The 18,331-nt window shown below is 34.6% G+C and carries 18 protein-coding genes; 8 read left to right on the forward strand and 10 right to left on the reverse strand.

Annotated elements, in window-relative coordinates; translation table 11 throughout:
• Window positions 1–194 precede the first annotated feature (194 nt).
• From H599_RS0105675 to H599_RS0105690, 4 genes are all read left to right on the forward strand, one after another.
• Complete coding sequence (locus tag H599_RS0105675; protein WP_026713236.1) at window positions 195–626, forward strand: DUF2971 domain-containing protein; 432 nt, start codon at window positions 195–197, stop codon at window positions 624–626.
• Window positions 627–650: 24 nt separating this feature from the next.
• The gene (locus tag H599_RS0105680) at window positions 651–1,055 is read left to right on the forward strand and encodes a hypothetical protein (RefSeq protein ID WP_026713237.1); all 405 of its coding nucleotides are present in this window, start codon (window positions 651–653) and stop codon (window positions 1,053–1,055) included.
• 352 nt (window positions 1,056–1,407) lie between these two features.
• Window positions 1,408–1,617 carry a hypothetical protein gene (locus tag H599_RS0105685; RefSeq protein ID WP_026713238.1) on the forward strand — a complete coding sequence of 70 codons (210 nt, stop codon included), beginning with the start codon at window positions 1,408–1,410 and terminating at the stop codon, window positions 1,615–1,617.
• Complete coding sequence (locus H599_RS0105690; protein WP_026713239.1) at window positions 1,605–1,922, forward strand: type II toxin-antitoxin system RelE/ParE family toxin; 318 nt, start codon at window positions 1,605–1,607, stop codon at window positions 1,920–1,922. The genes H599_RS0105685 and H599_RS0105690 overlap by 13 nt, the downstream gene beginning before the upstream one ends.
• 69 nt (window positions 1,923–1,991) lie before the next feature.
• Here H599_RS0105690 and H599_RS0105695 read toward each other — a convergent pair whose 3' ends face one another.
• The 3 genes from H599_RS0105695 to H599_RS0105705 all read right to left on the reverse strand — a co-directional run bounded on the left by H599_RS0105695 (window position 1,992) and on the right by H599_RS0105705 (window position 5,518).
• Window positions 1,992–2,237 (reverse strand): hypothetical protein, encoded by a 246-nt coding sequence (locus H599_RS0105695; protein ID WP_026713240.1) that lies wholly within the window; start codon window positions 2,235–2,237, stop codon window positions 1,992–1,994.
• A gap of 87 nt (window positions 2,238–2,324) precedes the next feature.
• Window positions 2,325–4,868 carry a TonB-dependent receptor gene (locus tag H599_RS0105700; RefSeq protein ID WP_026713241.1) on the reverse strand — a complete coding sequence of 848 codons (2,544 nt, stop codon included), beginning with the start codon at window positions 4,866–4,868 and terminating at the stop codon, window positions 2,325–2,327.
• Between the two features lie 236 nt (window positions 4,869–5,104).
• Entirely contained in the window at window positions 5,105–5,518 is a 414-nt protein-coding gene (locus tag H599_RS0105705; protein WP_026713242.1) for an RrF2 family transcriptional regulator, read from the reverse strand.
• Between the two features lie 260 nt (window positions 5,519–5,778).
• Between H599_RS0105705 and H599_RS0105710 the strand changes: the two genes are divergently transcribed.
• Window positions 5,779–8,559, forward strand: a complete 2,781-nt coding sequence (locus H599_RS0105710; RefSeq protein WP_026713243.1) for an outer membrane beta-barrel protein — start codon at window positions 5,779–5,781, stop codon at window positions 8,557–8,559.
• A gap of 67 nt (window positions 8,560–8,626) precedes the next feature.
• Here H599_RS0105710 and H599_RS0105715 read toward each other — a convergent pair whose 3' ends face one another.
• From H599_RS0105715 to H599_RS0105735, 5 genes are all read right to left on the reverse strand, one after another.
• Window positions 8,627–9,478 (reverse strand): TPM domain-containing protein, encoded by an 852-nt coding sequence (locus H599_RS0105715; protein WP_245600495.1) that lies wholly within the window; start codon window positions 9,476–9,478, stop codon window positions 8,627–8,629.
• A gap of 4 nt (window positions 9,479–9,482) precedes the next feature.
• Window positions 9,483–9,920 (reverse strand): TPM domain-containing protein, encoded by a 438-nt coding sequence (locus tag H599_RS0105720; protein WP_026713245.1) that lies wholly within the window; start codon window positions 9,918–9,920, stop codon window positions 9,483–9,485.
• Window positions 9,921–9,990: 70 nt separating this feature from the next.
• The gene (locus tag H599_RS0105725) at window positions 9,991–10,584 is read right to left on the reverse strand and encodes a LemA family protein (protein ID WP_026713246.1); all 594 of its coding nucleotides are present in this window, start codon (window positions 10,582–10,584) and stop codon (window positions 9,991–9,993) included.
• Window positions 10,585–10,660: 76 nt separating this feature from the next.
• Window positions 10,661–10,993: a MerR family transcriptional regulator gene (locus H599_RS0105730; RefSeq protein ID WP_026713247.1), complete on the reverse strand. Its 333-nt coding sequence runs from the start codon at window positions 10,991–10,993 to the stop codon at window positions 10,661–10,663.
• A 79-nt stretch (window positions 10,994–11,072) separates the two neighbouring features.
• Window positions 11,073–12,050, reverse strand: coding sequence for a M23 family metallopeptidase (locus H599_RS0105735; protein ID WP_026713248.1), 978 nt, complete (start codon window positions 12,048–12,050; stop codon window positions 11,073–11,075).
• Window positions 12,051–12,317: 267 nt separating this feature from the next.
• On the opposite strand from H599_RS0105735, the gene alaS reads away from it, so the two are divergent.
• A complete protein-coding gene (gene alaS, locus H599_RS0105740) occupies window positions 12,318–14,954 on the forward strand; it encodes an alanine--tRNA ligase (RefSeq protein ID WP_026713249.1) in 2,637 nt (878 codons plus the stop codon).
• A 149-nt stretch (window positions 14,955–15,103) separates the two neighbouring features.
• On the opposite strand, the gene H599_RS0105745 is transcribed toward alaS, so the two are convergent.
• Window positions 15,104–15,493, reverse strand: coding sequence for a hypothetical protein (locus H599_RS0105745; RefSeq protein WP_026713250.1), 390 nt, complete (start codon window positions 15,491–15,493; stop codon window positions 15,104–15,106).
• A 417-nt stretch (window positions 15,494–15,910) separates the two neighbouring features.
• Here H599_RS0105745 and H599_RS19265 point away from each other — a divergent pair, with 417 nt between their 5' ends.
• Both H599_RS19265 and H599_RS0105755 read left to right on the forward strand, forming a co-directional pair.
• Entirely contained in the window at window positions 15,911–16,681 is a 771-nt protein-coding gene (locus H599_RS19265) for a hypothetical protein (protein ID WP_051590657.1), read from the forward strand.
• 247 nt (window positions 16,682–16,928) lie between these two features.
• On the forward strand, window positions 16,929–17,879 hold the full coding sequence (locus tag H599_RS0105755; RefSeq protein WP_026713251.1) for a GSCFA domain-containing protein: 951 nt from the start codon (window positions 16,929–16,931) through the stop codon (window positions 17,877–17,879).
• A gap of 47 nt (window positions 17,880–17,926) precedes the next feature.
• Here H599_RS0105755 and H599_RS0105760 read toward each other — a convergent pair whose 3' ends face one another.
• On the reverse strand, window positions 17,927–18,325 hold the full coding sequence (locus H599_RS0105760) for a group III truncated hemoglobin (protein ID WP_026713252.1): 399 nt from the start codon (window positions 18,323–18,325) through the stop codon (window positions 17,927–17,929).
• Window positions 18,326–18,331: the final 6 nt, after the last annotated feature.

The raw sequence follows: 18,331 nt of genomic DNA on the forward strand, positions 1-18,331 counted from the left end.
GCACTACTAGCGGGAATTGGATACAATCTAAAGCTCAGATTTAATCAAATCAAAGAGCAAATTATTTTTTGGCTACAATTATTGTTCAACTTTTTTACTAAAAACAAAACCACTATTTTAATCGAGATTTAAAATAGTGGCTTTTTAAGGAATGACTAGATAGTAGCTCATTTCTTTTTTGGACATCGAAACCATTGGATTATTCTTATTATGAAAGTTTTTTAGGGTTTCTTTTTCCCAATAATAAACAAGAATTATTGAAATTTTACGAAGAAGACATAAGCAAAGATAGCTATTGTAAAGGTTATATTTCCCTTTTTTGGGAAGTTCTGTCTAATAAATTTGGTGTAGTTTCAATGACAGCAAAAGAAAATAATCCTTTAATGTGGCCACATTATACTCAAGAGAAAGGTTTTCAAATAAAGTTTAAAACTGAAGAATTAGAGAAAAGTATTGAAACAATTATCCAAAATGAAAATGGGAATAATACATATTTAGGTTTTATTCCGACAAATTATACAAAGGATCTAGTGCCCATAGATATATGTGAATTTCCAAATATGGCAATTCCGTTATATTATATAACAAATGTTAAATCAAATAATTGGAGTTATGAATGTGAGTAGAGATTTCTCTTAAGCAAGGAAAATATGGGAGTTCCGTACAGCAAAACTGGATTATCTGGAAGAGAAGATCATTTTATAAAAAAAGAAAATCGATTTGCTTACTATGAAAAAAAACTAGTGGAAGAAATTACATTAGGAATCAATTTCTTCAACACAAAAGAGTATGAAATTGTAAAGATTAGCGAAAAAGACATTCTAATTAAATTAAAAAATAATAAAGAAAATTGGAATTTTGAAAACCAAAAGAAACTTTTAAATTACGTGTTTGAAAATCTCAAAGACAAACTTTATTATTCTGGAGTTAAATATGAAGTTAACGAAAACAATGATTATTATCTTATTCGTACAAAAGAAAAAATGGAAATTGAACGAAAAGACGAAACTACATTTATTTTAACTAGAACAAACATTTTAATCAAACTAATGTGAATTTGCCAACCACTACATGCACTAAAAGCAATTTGGGTATTTAGCTTAATTTGAAGTTGGTCTTGCATTTGTGAAACTTTGGCAAACCCGATTACTCGGATATAACAAAATATCTCTTTCAAGGGATAGCGCAGTCCCGAAGTTTCGGGATGCAATCTGTGCCAGCAAACAAAAGCAAATAATACATCTAAGAAGCTACAACAAATAAAGTTGTAGCTTCTTTGTTGTTTTAGATAGTCATAAATATTGGTATTTCAAAAGCCTGTAAATAATTACAATTAACTTTCATTCAGTAGTATATGAAATTTTGAAATAGAATTTGTAAATTTGTAAGACAATAAAAACTATTGCCATGAGTACATTAGAATTAAAACAAGAACTGCATCAGTTTATTAATGAAGGCGATGAAAAATTCATCAAGATGTTCTATGAAATGGCTAAAGCATATAGTGTCCAACTAAAAAAAGACAAAATGATTGCTGAATCAGAGAGTGATATAAAATCAGGAAGAATTCACAGTCAAGCTGAGGTTCAAAAAATGATTGAAAGTTGGAAGGAGTAGTAAAGCCAGTTTATTGGACTTCCAGAGCTCTAAAAGATTTAGAAAAAGTAACTAGATTTAATGCAACGCTTTACGGTTTTAGTAAAGCTATTGTAATTGCAACAGGACTAAGAGAAAGAACTGAGGTTTTAGAGAATAGTAACTTTAAAGAAATAGGTGCTGTTGATGAAGATTTTGTTCATTTAAAGTATGAATATAGAAAGTTAATTCACCATCATTGTAAAATAACCTATCGGGAAGGTAAATCAAAAATTTATATCAATAGAGTTTTTGATACAAGACAAAATCCGACGAAAAATAAATAATTATTAAAAGAAAATCCCTTTACAAGCCTAGAGTCTGTAAAGGAATTTTTGATTTAACGGCTTAAAAATTTAATTGTTTTTGTCTTCGTCTTCGTCCAAAGTGTCTATAGGATAATCCTCATACCAATCTTTAAATGTTTTATTGGTTTTGTAATTATCAGTCAAAACAGTATAAGTCATAAATGGGATTAAAAGGAATCCTATACTGTGCATAAACAATAGTATTCGTATATTGACATTGGTTTGGTTCAAAGCTGCAAATACAAATACATAAGCCGTTGTAAACCATACAAGTTTAATTGCAAAATTTTTCATAGCCCTATTTTCTCTTAAAGTTACTCACTTTAATCTTGTGTTTGGGTTAAATATCTCATAATTAATTGGTTTTGATTTTGGGAGCTTTTACAACGAATATTTCAAAGTAATTCCATAGGTTCTTTGGTCTCCTAAAACTCCGGCATATTGCCCGGTATTTCCTCCTGCCGGTAATAATTGTTCGTAATAATTTTTATTGAAAAGATTTCGTCCCCAAATATGTACCGACAAACCATCGGTAACACGGAATCCTAAACGCCCGTTGAAAATAGCATAACCCGGAACGATTAAATATTTAGAAGCTGACGGACTTGAAGAAAATTCAGAACGACTATAAGAATCCAATGCGATGAAGAATTTACCCAGGTTTCCAAAGAATTTAGCGTCTGTTGTATATTCTCCCCCTAAGCTTCCGGCCCATTTGGAAACTCCCGGTAAGCTGGAGCCTGAAACATCTTTATAAGAAACGGCAGCTCCTGTTTCTTCCAAAGGAAGCGGTGCGTTGGTAAATTTGATATACTTTCCATCTGTATAAGTAGCAGCTCCGTTTATATTGAAGTGACTGTTGATAGATGCACTAAAATCAACTTCTGCTCCTCTTACGCGCACTTTGTCAGCATTGGCTAAATAGCCACGGTTAACACCTAGTTCAGCCGCCTGAACATTGGTTTGATAATCGGTAATATCGGTATTAAAGAATGTGATGTTGAAGATGGTATTGTTAAATGGCGTTGTTTTCGCTCCAATTTCATAATGATTTAGGCTTTCCGGTTTGATTACGGCCAAATCCAATATTGGAGCTCCGTTAAGCGTTGGTAATCCCGCTACATTTACACCCACAGGTTTGTAGCTTTTTGTATAGGTTGCATAGGTGTTTATTCTGTCAGCAGGTTTGTAGGATATGGTTAGATTTCCTGAAAAGTCAGCTGCATCGGTATTTTTAGCAAAACTTTGATCGCTATATACTAATTTTTTCAAAGCAATCAATTCCGGATCTGTTGTTTCTAAACCGCCGTAAGTAGTACGACTGTAATCGGCATCTTTTCTGTCGTAGTTGTATCGTAAACCAGGTAAAAGGTGCAATTTTTCAGTAATCGTCCAGTCTAACTGACCAAATACAGCCGCAGAAGTTGCATGAATACGGGCATCTGTATTGATTCCGTACCCTTCAAATAAACCTGGTGTTGCCCATTTTGAACTGGTTGTACTTTGTGAAAAACGCCATTGCGCACTTCCTGATTCTTCTGTTCCGGTAGTATGTAAATTTTGGTCGATAAAAAAGAGACCTCCCACGGCACTGATTTTAGATGCAATTTGACCTGCATAACGTACCTCTTGTGTGAATTGCGTTTGTCTGGTTGGGTTTTGTGATTTAGCCAAAACTTGTAATCCTGTAAAATCTCTGTCATTGGATGGATCCCAGTTCCAAAAACGCCATGCAGTAGTAGACGTTAAAGTTCCTTGTCCAATTTTAGTATCGATAGTAAGAGAAGCTCCTCCTATATCCTGATTGGAGCGCCAAGGTGTATCCTGATCTATTTTTCGGTCAAAAGCATTTATGCTTGGTAATTGGTAACCCAAATCGGCAATAATTTGATTGAATTGTCGGTAAGCAGCTCTCTGAGTAGGAGCAACTCCGGCAATAACCTGCGCATAACCGTCAGGACGTTGGGTTGTAATATCTGCTGAAAGTAAAATATTGGTATTGGCTGACGGGGTATACAAAAGTTGCCCTTTGATACCCTGATTGTTCAAAGTATTAGTCGATTTTCCGGTGGCTACATTTTCGATTAAACCGTCTCTTTGTGTTCCCGAAAAAGAAAGACGTCCGGCAATTTTTTTTGTTAAACCACCGGTTACAGAAGCTTTGGCTTGCAGTAAAGAATAATTTCCATAACTCACTTCAAAACTGGCGCTTGGTGTGAAACTTGGTTTTCGGGTAGTGATGCTAAAAGCTCCGGCAGCGGTGTTTTTTCCAAACAAAGTTCCCTGTGGTCCGCGTAACACTTCAATCTGACTAATGTCGACAAAATCTAAAGTAGTCGCAGCAGGACGGGCATAATATACACCGTCAACATAAAAACCTACTCCGGGATCAATACCGTCATTTGTTAAACCGAAAGGAGAGCCTAAACTTCGAATATTAATTCCGGTGTTTCTAGGGTTTGATGAATATAATTGTACCGAAGGAATTAATTCTTTAATTCGGTTTACATTGAAAGCACCGACCTGTTCGGCTTGTTTTCCGCTTACGACCGAAATTGGAATTGGTACATTTTGAGTTTTCTCAATTCTTCTTCGGGATGAAATCACTACTTCTGCCAGTTGATTGTCTTCTGTTAAAATAATGTTTAAAGGAGTAGCTGGTATGGTAGAGAGCAATACTTTTTCGGCTTTGTATCCTGCATGTTGAATTAAAAGTGTAATTGGCAATTTCCCTAGTGATTCAATGCTGAAATCTCCGTTTACATCGGTAGTAGTTCCGAATGTGTTTCCGTTAATGACAACATTTGCCGACGGTAGGGCATTGTTTTCCTTGGTAGTCACACGACCTTTTATGGCTTGTGCGAAACTGCTTGAAATGATTAATAATAAGATAATTGTGAATATGTTCTTTATAATTGTTTTCATTATTTTATTAATTATATATGATTAGTAGAGTTTTTAATTAATTTTTTTTAAAGACACATATACATCATACAATAATGAATTGTTTTATTTGAATTTAAAGTAATAACCGTTTTTGAGCTTTTTTTAAAAAAGCGTTTTTGAATTGTTTTCATCATTTAATAATTATAGTAATAATTGTAAATCGATACAAATGTATGTAAATTCTATAAAAATAGTAGAGTTAAATAAATATTTTTTTATTTTTTTACTAATGAAGCTATTGTAATTCCCTGCATGGCTTTCAAAGTTTCGTCTCTGATTGTCATTAAACCGTGTCGTAGCAGGCATTCCGACTCGTTTTTACAATCCGAACAACGCTCGTAAAAATTTAGAGAAGCACAAGGTAATAAAGCGATAGCGCCGTCAAATAAACGATGAATATCGGCTAAAGTAATTTCATTACCCGATTTTAAAAGGTAATAGCCGCCTAATTTTCCCTGTTTACTGCCTACCAAATGACCTCTTTTTAAGTCCAATAGAATTTGTTCCAAAAACTTTTTAGGAATATTAGCCGATTCGGCAATATCGGTCGTTTTAGAGATATGATTGATATCCTGTTGCGCCAAATAGAGTAGGGCTTTAAGGGCGTATTTGGTTTTTTGTGAAAGCATCTGTTGTTCGTTCGCGGCTAAGTTTAACTTAAATCAGGATAAAGATAAATAATTTTATAAATGTTACAACTGATTTTTATGCAACTGATTAAAATTGTTAAAATTTTCGAGAAGAATGATTTTTTAGAAGTTTAGAAATACCGCGGTTTTCTTTTTGTTAAGAAAAATAATATGTTAATTTTCACGTAAGAAATAACTTTGATTCATCAAAAAGACTTAGATTGCGTAGCTATTTTATGACTAACCAAAGTTATTTGTGTATGAAAAGACTCTTACCAATTCTTTTTTCATTGTTTTATTGTATTTCCTTGCAGGCTCAAAATGCTATTGAAGTTAAGGGGAAATTGTTAGATAAAAAGAATCAATTTCCTATTGAAGCAGCGACTGTATATTTGTCATCAGCCAAAGATTCTACAGTAATCGATTATACGATTACGGATAAAAATGGCAATTTCAAATTAGAAACTAAAAAAATTACCCAGCCGTTCGTATTAAAAATTTCTTATATGGGTTATCAATCATTAAAGAAAGAGATGGATGCGTTAACCGAAAGTAAAGATTTTGGTAATTTATTTTTGACAGAAAATGAAAATGTATTGAATGAAGTGGTGATAAAAAGTGAGGCGCCGCCTATTCGCATAAAAAAAGATACTCTGGAATTTAACGCTTCTTCTTTTAAAGTGAGACCGGATGCCAATGTGGAAACTTTGTTAAAACAATTGCCCGGAGTTGTTATTGATGAGGAAGGAAAAATTACCGTAAACGGCAAGGAAGTCAACCAGATTTTAGTAAATGGAAAACCTTTTTTTGATAAAGACGGAAAAATTGCGTTGCAAAGTTTGCCTGCCGATTTGATTAATAAAATCCAGGTGAGCGATACCAAAACTAAAAAAGAAGAACTCAATAAGCAGGCGGCTTCGTCTAATAATGCCAGCATTAATCTGACGATTGATAAGGATAAAAACAAAGGACTTTTTGGTAAAATTATGGCGGGTGCCGGAACGGATAACAGGTATGAAAGCAACGGATTAATCAATTATTTTAAAAATAAAAGAAAAATAAGTGTGCTGACTTCGTCCAATAATATCAATTCGCCGGGTTTTTCGATGAACGAAATTTTTGATAATATGGGAGGCGGGCGAAGTCGAAGTGGTTATTATTACGGACAAAATTCTTTTGCCGTAAACGGAATCCGATTTGGCGGAGGTAATGGAATTACCCGATCGAATATGGTTGGGGTGAATTATACTGACGAACTCGCTAAACATTTTGATGCCACCGGAAGTTATTTCTTTACCAATACCAATACTGGGAATAAGACTTCGAGCAAAGTCACTACATTTTTACCAACCGGAAATTTGTATTCCGAATCCAGAGGAACATCAAATAACGAAACTAATGGACACAATCTGAATTTTGAATTTGAATACAAAATAGATTCTACAGCAACCATTGTGGTTGCACCTAAGTTCAACAAAAGCCAGTCTAATAACAGGAATGAATCTTCGGGAGAATCCTATAATACTAACGGTGATTTGGTTAACGAAAGTACAAGTCATTATTCCAGTGATTCAAATAATGACAAGTTTAATAATTCGATTTTTTTTAACAAACGTTTTAAAGGCAATAAGCAATTTTTAGCCATTAATTTTGATAATGAAAATTCAAAAGACGAGTCTAACGGGATTAGTGTCAATAAAGTAGATTTTCAGAATCCGGCAGAAACAGATGTTGATAGAAATCAAAATATTAGAAACAAAAATATAACCGATAATTACCATGTTAATGTGGAATTTTCAAATAAAATAACCGATTCTTTAAGTGTAGAAATTGGTGGTGATTTTAGAATTAATTCGAATTCAACGGAAAGAAAAACCTTTGATTTTAACGATTCGAGTCAGGAATACAATGATTTTAATGCGGCACAATCCAATTATTTTACGACCGAGAATATATTTATTCGACCACAAACGGCTTTTAAAATCACAAAGAAAAAAATTAATTTCAATTTAGAAGCAGGTCCCATGATTATTAGACAAAATACTTTTTCTAATTATATGGGACAGGATATGGGTTTAAGAAAAAACTATGTGTTGCCTTATTTTAATATGAATTCAAGATATAAGATTTCAAAGTCTAAATCCGTCGGAATTTATTATGATTACAGAGTCGATTTGCCATCGGCTTACCAACTTTTGCCGGTTGAAGATTTGTCTAATCCTATGGGTATTTATAAAGGAAATCCTGATTTGAATCCAAATAAAACCCATTCAGGGAATATTAGTTATAATAATTACGATTATGCAACACGTTCGGGTTTTTATGTGTATATGTATGCTAATTATTATGAAAACAGAGTGGTTTCTTCGATGATTTATGACAAAGAGAATCTAAAAACGACCAGTACTTATGAGAATATTTCCGGGAATTATTCCGTTAGTCTGGGAGGTTCCTGGAATAAAACTTTAAAAAAAGAGGCCAATATTTATAAGTTTAGTGTAGGAACTTACGGGGGATACAGTTTTGATAAAGGATTTGTTGATGGAGAAATTTATGAAGCGAATACTTTTTCAGTATATCCAAGAATCAGTTTTACCTATGAAATCGATAAGCTTTTTAGTTTAACGGCTAATTATAATCCGGTGTTTAATGATTCAAAGTATACGAATTATACAATTAATTCTACATCTAATTTTAATCATAGAGCAGAGTTGCAAAGCACTAATTATTTTGGAAAAAAATGGATTTTTGCTAATGATTTTTCTTATTCCTATAATTCGAATATTTCGGATGGTTACAAGAAAGATTTCTATTTATGGAACACCAGTTTAGGTTATACATTTTTCAAAGAGCAATTAACGGCTAAAGTGAAAGTGTATGATCTTTTGAATCAGAATCAAAATGCTACCAGATATATTTCGCCAACAAATATTTATGATTCGGAAAACACGGTTTTAAAACGTTATCTCATGTTTTCGTTAACTTATAAGATTAGTAAATTTGGCGGAAAAGAAAAGAAATATAATGAAAGAAGGTTTTAAGAAGATTTACTTTTAAAACCAAAAAACCACTTCCATTGGAAGTGGTTTTTTGGTTTAATATATTTTTTTACCAACTTCCGCTGGAACCTCCGCCGGAGAATCCTCCTCCGCCAAAGCCACCACCGAAGCCGCCGCCTCCAAATCCACCACCGGAGGAACCACCAAAGCCTCCTCCACCAAAACCGCCGCTGTTTCGACCTAAATTACTTAAAATAATCATATCCAGTAAACTTGGTCCGCCACCGCCATTATTTCCTGAATTTCCACCGCCTCCTTTATTTCGGGAAGCTAAAATGAAAATCAAAACGATAATGATAATGAAAGGAAGAATAGGGAAATCCTGTTGTTGATTTTGTTTTCGGCTGCCTTTGTATTTGCCTTTAAAAACATCAATTAAAGCGTCAATACCTTTATCGACTCCGTTATAAAAACTTCCTGCTTTGAATTCGGGAATAATAATATTTCGGATAATTTCTCCGCCAATTCCGGCTGTCAATCGGTCTTCCAATCCGTAACCCGGATTGATGGCAATTTTTCGATCGTTTTTAGAAATCAGAATGATAACTCCGTTGTCGTCTTTAGCAGTTCCTCCAATTCCCCAGGTTTGCGCCCATTTGGTAGCTAACAAACTAACATCCTCACCCTTTAAACTTTCTACGGTAATGACTACAATTTGTGTAGTGGTGCTGTCAGAATAACGAACGAGTTTTTCCTCCAATTGTGCTTTCTCGTTCGAATTAAAAAGATTGGCATAATCGTAAACGGAAGTTTGAAACGAAGGTTTTTCGGGGATTTTAAATTGAGCAACTAATAAATTGCAGTTCAGTAAGAATATAAAAGCTAAAAACAAATAGCCTAATTTGTAGCTTAAATGTTTTCTGAATACTGATGGCTGCATTCTGCCTTCTGATTTTTGCATTGTATTATCCTTTTGAGATTTCGTTCGATAATTCGTTGGTGTCGCCTTCCTGCCACGGAAAATATTTTTTGAGTTGCTCTCCGGCTCTTAAAATTCCGTCAACAAGCCCTTGCTTGAATTTTCTTTGTTTGAATTGAGTGATCATGGCATCGCGGGTGCAGTTCCAAAAATTATCTTCCACAACATCGTTGATTCCTTTGTCTCCGCAAATAACAAAATTATGATCGTCAACGGCCAGATAAATTAAAACCCCGTTTTTTAATTGGGTTTCATCCATTTTTAGTTGGTGAAAAACCTCTTTGGCGCGGTCAAAAGCATCTATAGAAGTTGTCTTTTCGATGTGAACCCGAATCTCTCCTGAAGTGTTTTTTTCGGCAATGCGAATAGCTTCAACAATCTCCTGTTCTTCTTCCGGAGTTAAAAAATCTTCAACGTTTGACATAGGAATTATTTTTTAATGAAGATTAACGTCCCGATAGATCGGAACGTTAATCAAAAATCTGAAATCGATTTTAGAATTTCACTTCCGGAGCCTTGTCGGCACCTTCTACAGCGTTGAAATACGCTTTTTCTTTGAAACCAAACATTCCGGCGAATAAGGAATTCGGGAAAGTTTTGATGTGCGTGTTGTAGGGTTTAACGGCTTCGTTAAAACGCGTACGAGCTGTTAAAATCTGGTTTTCTGTACTAGCCAATTCGTCCTGTAATTTTAGGAAATTCTGGTCGGCTTTAAGGTTTGGATATTGTTCTACAGTAAGCAATAATCGTGATAAAGAACTGCTTACGCCACTTTGTGCTTTGTTGAAAGCTTCTAATTGTTCCGGCGTGATGTTAGTTGGGTCAACCGTAGTTTGAGTCGCTTTGGCACGGGCTTCAATAACTGCTGTTAAAGTGCTTTTTTCGTGTTCAGCATATCCTTTTACGGTGTTTACTATATTTGGAATCAAATCATTTCTTCTTTGATAAGCCGTTTGAACATTTCCCCAGGATTCTTCAATATCCTGATTCAAAGTTACCGCAGTGTTGTTGATCCCTTTTACCCAACCGTAAATTCCAAAAAGAATAACTGCACCAATAATCCAAGGTAAAAATTTCTTAAAATCCATGTTTTTGTTTAATTTAAAGTTTATTATTTATTGTTTGTAATCTTAAATCAAAAATCGTTAATCTGTAATCTTAAATCTATAGTTCATTTTTAATGTTGGTCAACTGCACTTTGATAGCTTCCAGTTTGCTGATGATTTCAAATTTGTCCAGCGTTTTCTTTTGTCCTTCTTTTAAATGCGTTTTGGCTCCTTCGAGCGTAAAACCTCTTTCTTTTACCAGATGGTAAATCAATTGCAGGTTTTTAATGTCTTCCGGAGTGAACATTCGGTTTCCTTTGGCGTTCTTTTTAGGTTTAAGAATGTCAAATTCACTGTCCCAAAAACGAATGAGCGAAGCATTTACATCAAATGCTTTGGCTACTTCGCCTATGCTGTAATATCTTTTGCCGGGTTGTAATTCTATGTGCATAATTTTTTAAATTCCAAATTAATAAATTCCAAAAACCAATGTTTTAATTCTAAAATCAGCAATTAACAGTCAAAAATCGTTAATCCAATGACTGATTTTCCTGATTAGCCAATTTTGAAATGGCAACGTATTCGACTGCCGAAATATTGCCGTAATAAAAATTAAGCGGATTCACTACTCGACCGTCTTTGTGAACTTCGTAATGCAAATGAGGTGCTTCCGAACGTCCCGTGCTGCCTACAAATCCAATGATGTCGCCACGTTTAATGCGCTGCCCGGCTTTGCAGTTGTATTTGCTTAAATGAGCATATAAGGTTTCATAACCATAACCATGTCTGATAACAATATGATTTCCGTATCCCGACGCTCTGTTGTCTGCCTGTTTGACTACGCCGTCACCGGTGGCAAAAACCGGCGTTCCTTTTTTAGCGGTAAAATCCATGCCTTCGTGCATTTTTCTAACCTTGGTAAAAGGATCGGTACGGTATCCAAATCCGGAAGCCATTCTTTTCAGATTCTCGTTTCTGACAGGCTGAATCGCCGGAATAGCAGCCAGTAATTTGTTTTTTTCTTTGGCTAATTTTAAAATATAATCCAATGATTTGGACTGAATAGCCAGCTCTTTGGTTAAAACATCAACTCTTTTAGTGGTTTGCAAAACCAGTTGGGTATTGTCATAACCTTCTAAGGCTTTGTATCGGTTTACATCGGTAAAACCGGATTTTCTTTCTGCTTCAGGAATAGGAGCGGTGTTGAAATAAGTTCGATACAAATTGTTGTCTCGCTCTTCGATGGCTTCAACAACATTATCTATCTGATCTATTTTTTTGTCCAAAACCGCATAATTTAGTTTCAAATTTTCAATTTCCCGAAGTAAAAGTCGGTCTTTGGGAGTGTCAAAATAAGGGGTGTTCAGCAGAATTACAAAACTCAGAAAACCAAACAATGCGGCAGCCAGTAAAAACAGGGCGACAAAGCCAAATTTCTTTCTTTTTTTGACTTTGATTTTGCGATATGCCAGATTTTCAGAATCGTAATAATATTTTACTTTCGCCATATTTTAAAATACCCTATTTTTGCAGCTTCAAAAAAGCGGATTGCAACAAATTTAATAAATGTTTTATTTGTGCAGCCCTTTTTTTAGTATTAAATATAATATAAAATTGATTGAAAGATTTAAAAATTTAGCAGCTTAAAGCTGGCTGAATTTATGAATTTAGCAAAAGATTAAGGCTTATAAAATTGGAATTTAATGAGTTAAGTTTCCTTTGGTTTAAGAATTAATCTTTAAATTTTTCAATCTTTGAATCATTAAATTATAAAAATGAAATCACAAGACATTCGCAAAGCGTATTTACAATTTTTTGAAAGCAAAGGGCACTTAATTGTCCCTTCGGCACCTATTGTTTTAAAAGACGATCCAACTCTGATGTTTAACAATTCCGGGATGGCACAGTTTAAAGAATATTTTTTAGGAAACGCCACTCCGAAAAGTAATCGTATTGCGGATACTCAAAAATGTCTTCGTGTTTCAGGAAAACACAACGATTTAGAAGATGTCGGTTTTGATACCTATCATCATACGATGTTTGAAATGCTTGGAAACTGGTCTTTTGGTGATTATTTCAAAAAAGAGGCTATTCCGTGGGCTTGGGAATTTTTGACAGAAGTCTTAAAATTAGACAAAGACCGTTTGTATGTTTCAGTTTTTGAAGGAAACGAAGCCGAAAACGTTCCTTTTGACCAGGATGCATTTGATATTTGGAAACAATTTGTGTCTGAAGATCGCATTATTCTTGGAAACAAAAAAGATAATTTCTGGGAAATGGGAGATCAGGGACCTTGCGGACCTTGTTCAGAAATCCATATCGATTTGCGTCCGGATGCCGAAAGAGCGGAAGTTTCAGGTTTCAGTCTGGTAAATGCCGATCATCCGCAGGTAGTGGAAATTTGGAACAATGTATTTATGGAATTCAACCGTAAAGCCGATGGTTCTTTAGAAAAATTACCGGCACAACACGTAGATACCGGAATGGGATTTGAGCGTTTGTGTATGGCGATGCAAAACGTAACTTCTAATTATGATACCGATGTGTTTACCCCGCTTATTGAAAAAGTGGAGCAAATTACCGGATTGAAATATACTTCTAACGAAGTTAAAGATATAAACGAAGAGCAAAACAAAATAAACATTGCGATTCGTGTTATTGTAGATCACGTACGTGCCGTTGCTTTTGCCATTGCTGATGGACAGTTACCATCTAACAACGGAGCAGGATATGTTATTCGTCGTATTTTACGTCGTGCCATTCGTTACGGATTTACTTTCTTAAATACTAAAGAGCCTTTTATTTATCAATTGGTTGAAGTTTTGGCGAATCAAATGGGCGAATTTTTCCCTGAAATCAAAAAACAACAAACATTGGTTACCAATGTAATTCGTGAAGAGGAAGCTTCTTTCCTAAGAACTTTGGAGCAAGGATTACAGTTGTTGGAAAATGTTGTAGCTGAAACTAAAGGAACGGAAGTTTCCGGAGTGAAAGCTTTTGAATTATATGATACTTTTGGCTTTCCAAAAGATTTGACCGCCTTGATTTTAAAGGAAAAAGGAATGTCGTTTAACGAAGCTGAATTTGAAGCTTCCATGCAGGAGCAAAAAAATCGTTCCCGTGCGGCATCAGAAGTTTCTACAGATGACTGGAAAATCTTAGTTGAAGGTAATATAGAGTCTTTTGTAGGTTATGATCAAACGGAAAATGAGGTAAAAATCACCCGAATCCGTAAGGTTGATTCTAAGAAAGACGGGGTGATGTACCAAATTGTTTTGGATGCGACACCATTCTATCCGGAAGGCGGAGGACAGGTTGGAGACAAAGGAACTTTGGTTTCAGCTAATGAGACGATTGAAATTATTGATACCAAGAAAGAGAATAACCTGATTTTGCATTTTGCCAAAAAATTACCGGAAAATATTTCAGCATCTTTTGTAGCGAAAGTAAATACCGATTTACGAACTGCAACTTCTAAAAATCACTCGGCTACGCACTTGATGCATCAGGCGTTGCGTAGTATTTTAGGAACGCATGTGGAGCAAAAAGGTTCATTGGTAAATCCTAAAAATTTACGTTTTGACTTTTCTCATTTTTCAAAAGTAACCGATGAAGAATTGCAACAAGTTGAAGATTTTGTAAATGCCAGAATTCAGGAGCAATTGCCATTGATTGAAAGGAGAAGTATTCCAATTCAGCAGGCTTTAGACGAAGGTGCAATGGCTTTGTTTGGAGAAAAATACGGGGATAATGTGCGTGCGATTAAATTTGGTGACAGTATGGAATTATGTGGAGGAATCCACGTGGATAATACGGCTGATATTTGGTCTTTCAAAATTGTTTCCGAAGGAGCAGTTGCTGCCGGAATCCGTCGTGTGGAAGCAATTACCGGAGAAGGAGTAAGACAGTTTTTTGCTTCTCAGGAAGAATTATTGGGAGAAATTAAATCGGCATTGAAAAATCCACAGGATACTGTAAAAGCGGTGGTTTCTTTGCAGGATGAAAATGCTAAATTGAAAAAACAAGTAGAAGCTTTGTTGAAAGAGAAAGCTAAAAATATGAAAGGCGAATTGGCTCAGGAATTACAGGAAGTAAACGGAGTACAATTCTTAGCGAAGCAAGTAGATTTAGATCCTTCAGGAGCTAAAGATTTGGTTCACGAATTAGGAAGTAATAAGGAAAACTTATTTGTGGTGTTAGCAACTGTAAACGAAGATAAACCAATGTTAACTTGTTATATTTCTAAAGAATTAGTGGCTGCGAAAAACTTGAATGCTGGACAAGTGGTTCGTGAATTGGGTAAATATATCCAAGGCGGAGGAGGAGGACAGCCGTTCTTTGCCACAGCCGGAGGTAAAAATGCGGCAGGAATTCAGGAAGCTTTAGCGAAGGCTGTTGAGTTTGTAAAATGATCTTTCGTGAGGTATAAATAAGAAAAACCCTTTTAGTTTGCGAAGGACAAATTAAAAGGGTTTTCTGGTTTAAGTTTGGATCTTTGGGACAAAAAAGAAGACAAAATGCTATTCTTTTAATCTCTTAAAAAGAATTGATAAACTTAATTTTATTTTTCTGAGTAACTTATTTCAATTCCGTTTTCTTCCAGAATATCCAGTAAGTAACTGTTCTCTTTTGGGTCGTATTGTTCAATACCGCTTTGATACCATTTTAACAGAATGGCTATTTGGAAATGCGTATAACCGTCGGTGTCAACATTAATTCCTAATAAGCCGGCTAATAAAAATTCATCCAGAATTTTTTCGGTAATAATTTTTTTAGGAATTCCTTCCTGGACACTTCCATTCAAACTTTCATAATCCAGTCGGCCGGAATTAAAACCATCATTAAATGCCGGATTGGAAGTTTTATTTTTTACTTCAGAATAAGGATTTTGTCCCGCTGAATAGCCTTCGAAAAAGCCCTGTCTGTAAATAGGGTTAAATATATTTTTCATAGTGTGTTTTGCTGGTATCCTTGTCAAATGTAGAAGCAAAAAATTAGTAAACAACTTAAAATCGTTAAAAGGAAAAAAAACTCTTTAAACCGCTAGTGCCTTGCTTTTTATCGATAAAAATGAGATGTTAAAAGACTGTGTTTTTCTGGGGTTAAGGTGTTTTGGTTGGGTTTAATCAATGGTTTTAGTGTTTGTAAATCAGTGGTTTGTTTTATTTTGAATTTAGAAGTTTATTGGCAAACCTAAAAGATGAAATCTGTAAAAGGAAAGGCTGTCTTTAAAGCAGGCTGATTTTTGTTTTTTAAAAGTGTCCTTTGAACGAGTTTTTAGGTCGTTAAACCTGTTTTGTTGGCTTGGCTTTATTAAATATTTAGTTTTGGAGTCCCAAAAATATCCAGTTCAATTAACCTATATCGCATGAAAAATTTGACCAAAATATTTTTTCTGATTTTTGTTATTGCTTTGGTTCTTACTTCCTGTTCGAACGATAAAGATGATAAAGGGAAAGTTTTTGTAAAAATAATTGAAACTACTGATAATAATGTTGTTGAGAATTCTGTTTTCAAATATCAAGAAAATCAAATTATCAGCGCCGAAAATTCAAAGCAAAGAATTGATTATACTTATGCAAACGGACTTATTTCCAGAATTGTAACTTATGTTAAAGATTCGGAATCAAGTGTGGTTTTAGGATTCAGTTACGAAAATGAAAAATTAGTTCAGCTTACTTCTTCTGAAAATTATTCGATTTATTACAGTTATAATTCAGACGGAACGGTTTCTTATGAGAAATACAACGGAACAACTAAAAGCGAAGCTCAAAAAGTCTATCACGGAACGTTGTCTTTTAAAAATAAAAATCTGATTAAAGACGAGCGTTTGTTTGATGTTTTAGATGAAAATCAAACCGTTAGTATGAAAATAAGTTACGACTATGATACGTTTAATAACCCTTATTATAGTATTTTGGGCTACGATAAGTTGCTAAATCAGGGCGCTTTGGTGTCCAGAAATAATATGGTTCAGGCGGTTTCTGAAACGACTGTCACTGAAGGAGAAGGAACTATTTCTTCGGCGAATATTTATAAAACAACTTATAAATATGATGCCGATAATTACCCGGTGGAGCAGGTTTCCGAAGCCAGTTTGACGAATCCTAATTATTCTAAAATTCAGTATTTGTATTAAATTATAATAACCCTTTGGGTGAAATTACTAAAACGTCAGTTCGAGTGTTTTTTGTGTAGTGAAACGGAACAAAAAATGTCCCGATAGCTATCGGGACGAGAACCGTTTTTAATGAAATTTTTCTTGTTCTCGATACGATTTTCTTCCCGAGGCTTCGGGAGAAAATCACTCGAACTGACGAAAAATTATAATCAAAAATTAATTTCTCCCAACGGGTTATAATACTTATTTTTGGAAAAAAACGGCAATGCAATTTCGTACCCCAATACCAATCACTGAAATTCAGTTTCCCATTGATTACCATTCCAAAATTTTAAGTCTGGGTTCCTGTTTTGCGGTGAATATGGCTGAGAAATTGGAGTATTTTAAATTTCAAAACAGCTGCAATCTTTTTGGGATTATCTTCAATCCGGTTTCCATTGAAAAATTAGTTCAGCGTGCCGTTCATAAGCGTTTTTTTACCGAAGAAGATATTTTTTATCACAATGATTTGTGGCATTGTTTCGAAGTGCATTCGGAACTTTCTAATCAGGATAAAGCAATTTTTTTAGATTCATTGAATGATTTAATCGATTCAACAAATCAACAAATCAGCGAATCGACACATTTTTTAATTACTTACGGAACGGCTTGGGTGTATCGAAATAAAGAAAGCAATCAAATTGTAGCCAATTGTCATAAAGTGCCTCAAAAACAATTTACCAAAGAATTACTTTCAATTGAAAGGATTCAAACGGCTCTTCAGAATACTATTCAGCTTATTCAAACGGTAAATCCGGAGGCTAAATTTATACTTACCGTTTCTCCCGTGCGTCACATTAAAGATGGTTTTGTCGAAAATCAATGGAGTAAAGCGCATTTGATTGCAGCAATTCATTCAACTGATAACTCACAACTCACAACTCATAACTATTTTCCAAGCTACGAAATCATGATGGACGAATTACGGGATTATCGTTTTTATGCTGAGGATATGTTGCATCCTAATCAGCTCGCGATAGATTATATCTGGGAGCGATTTAAAGAAACAGCAATTTCAAAATCAGCTTTGCCGGTTTTGGAAGAAATAGGAAGTATTCAAAGTAGTTTGAATCATCGTCCTTTTAATCCGGAATCCGAAAGTCATCAAAAGTTTTTGGTAAAACTTCAGAAAAAAATTGCCGATATGTGTACTCGTTACCCTTTTATGAAATTTTAGTTTGTGAAAGAGAATTCGATTTTTAGTTTGAAAAATAATGAAGAATGTTACGCTTCAAAGAAATTACGTCCCCCGGTTCTAAAATACTCTATTTTGTAAAAGAACATTTCGGCCATATTTTTAGCGCGAAGTTTGGCTTCTTCGGCAAGATTTCCGGCGTAAAGTCCGTCAATGGTTTCGGTAAAAATTTCCATCCAACGATTAAAATGTGCTTTTTCTACCGGTAAATGTTTGTGTGGCGGAAACGGACTTCCGGAATAAGTGTGTTCTTCCAGTAAAATAGTTTGCCAAAAACGGTACATGCGTTCTAAATGTGCCGGCCAGTTATTGCCAATTTTTTCATTGAAAATTGGACCAATCAGCGGGTCTTTTTGAACTTTGGAATAAAAAGTATCTACCAATAGTATGATATCATCAAGATTTTGTATATCGTTTAAATCAGGCATTTTTGA

The organism is Flavobacterium daejeonense DSM 17708 (assembly GCF_000425425.1).
Classification (GTDB): Bacteria; Bacteroidota; Bacteroidia; order Flavobacteriales; family Flavobacteriaceae; genus Flavobacterium; species Flavobacterium daejeonense.

What these genes read in the sequence shown, in the direction of transcription:
- H599_RS0105730 (WP_026713247.1), bottom strand. Translation starts at nt 10,993, where the DNA reads ATGCACATAGAATTACAACCCGGCAAAAGATATTACAGCATAGGCGAA.
- H599_RS0105705 (WP_026713242.1), bottom strand. Translation starts at nt 5,518, where the DNA reads ATGCTTTCACAAAAAACCAAATACGCCCTTAAAGCCCTACTCTATTTG.
- H599_RS0105720 (WP_026713245.1), bottom strand. Translation starts at nt 9,920, where the DNA reads ATGTCAAACGTTGAAGATTTTTTAACTCCGGAAGAAGAACAGGAGATT.
- H599_RS0105710 (WP_026713243.1), top strand. Translation starts at nt 5,779, where the DNA reads ATGAAAAGACTCTTACCAATTCTTTTTTCATTGTTTTATTGTATTTCC.
- H599_RS0105760 (WP_026713252.1), bottom strand. Translation starts at nt 18,325, where the DNA reads ATGCCTGATTTAAACGATATACAAAATCTTGATGATATCATACTATTG.
- H599_RS0105695 (WP_026713240.1), bottom strand. Translation starts at nt 2,237, where the DNA reads ATGAAAAATTTTGCAATTAAACTTGTATGGTTTACAACGGCTTATGTA.
- H599_RS0105725 (WP_026713246.1), bottom strand. Translation starts at nt 10,584, where the DNA reads ATGGATTTTAAGAAATTTTTACCTTGGATTATTGGTGCAGTTATTCTT.
- H599_RS0105680 (WP_026713237.1), top strand. Translation starts at nt 651, where the DNA reads ATGGGAGTTCCGTACAGCAAAACTGGATTATCTGGAAGAGAAGATCAT.
- alaS (WP_026713249.1), top strand. Translation starts at nt 12,318, where the DNA reads ATGAAATCACAAGACATTCGCAAAGCGTATTTACAATTTTTTGAAAGC.
- H599_RS0105735 (WP_026713248.1), bottom strand. Translation starts at nt 12,050, where the DNA reads ATGGCGAAAGTAAAATATTATTACGATTCTGAAAATCTGGCATATCGC.
- H599_RS0105715 (WP_245600495.1), bottom strand. Translation starts at nt 9,478, where the DNA reads ATGCAAAAATCAGAAGGCAGAATGCAGCCATCAGTATTCAGAAAACAT.
- H599_RS0105700 (WP_026713241.1), bottom strand. Translation starts at nt 4,868, where the DNA reads ATGAAAACAATTATAAAGAACATATTCACAATTATCTTATTATTAATC.
- H599_RS0105755 (WP_026713251.1), top strand. Translation starts at nt 16,929, where the DNA reads ATGCAATTTCGTACCCCAATACCAATCACTGAAATTCAGTTTCCCATT.
- H599_RS0105685 (WP_026713238.1), top strand. Translation starts at nt 1,408, where the DNA reads ATGAGTACATTAGAATTAAAACAAGAACTGCATCAGTTTATTAATGAA.
- H599_RS19265 (WP_051590657.1), top strand. Translation starts at nt 15,911, where the DNA reads ATGAAAAATTTGACCAAAATATTTTTTCTGATTTTTGTTATTGCTTTG.
- H599_RS0105745 (WP_026713250.1), bottom strand. Translation starts at nt 15,493, where the DNA reads ATGAAAAATATATTTAACCCTATTTACAGACAGGGCTTTTTCGAAGGC.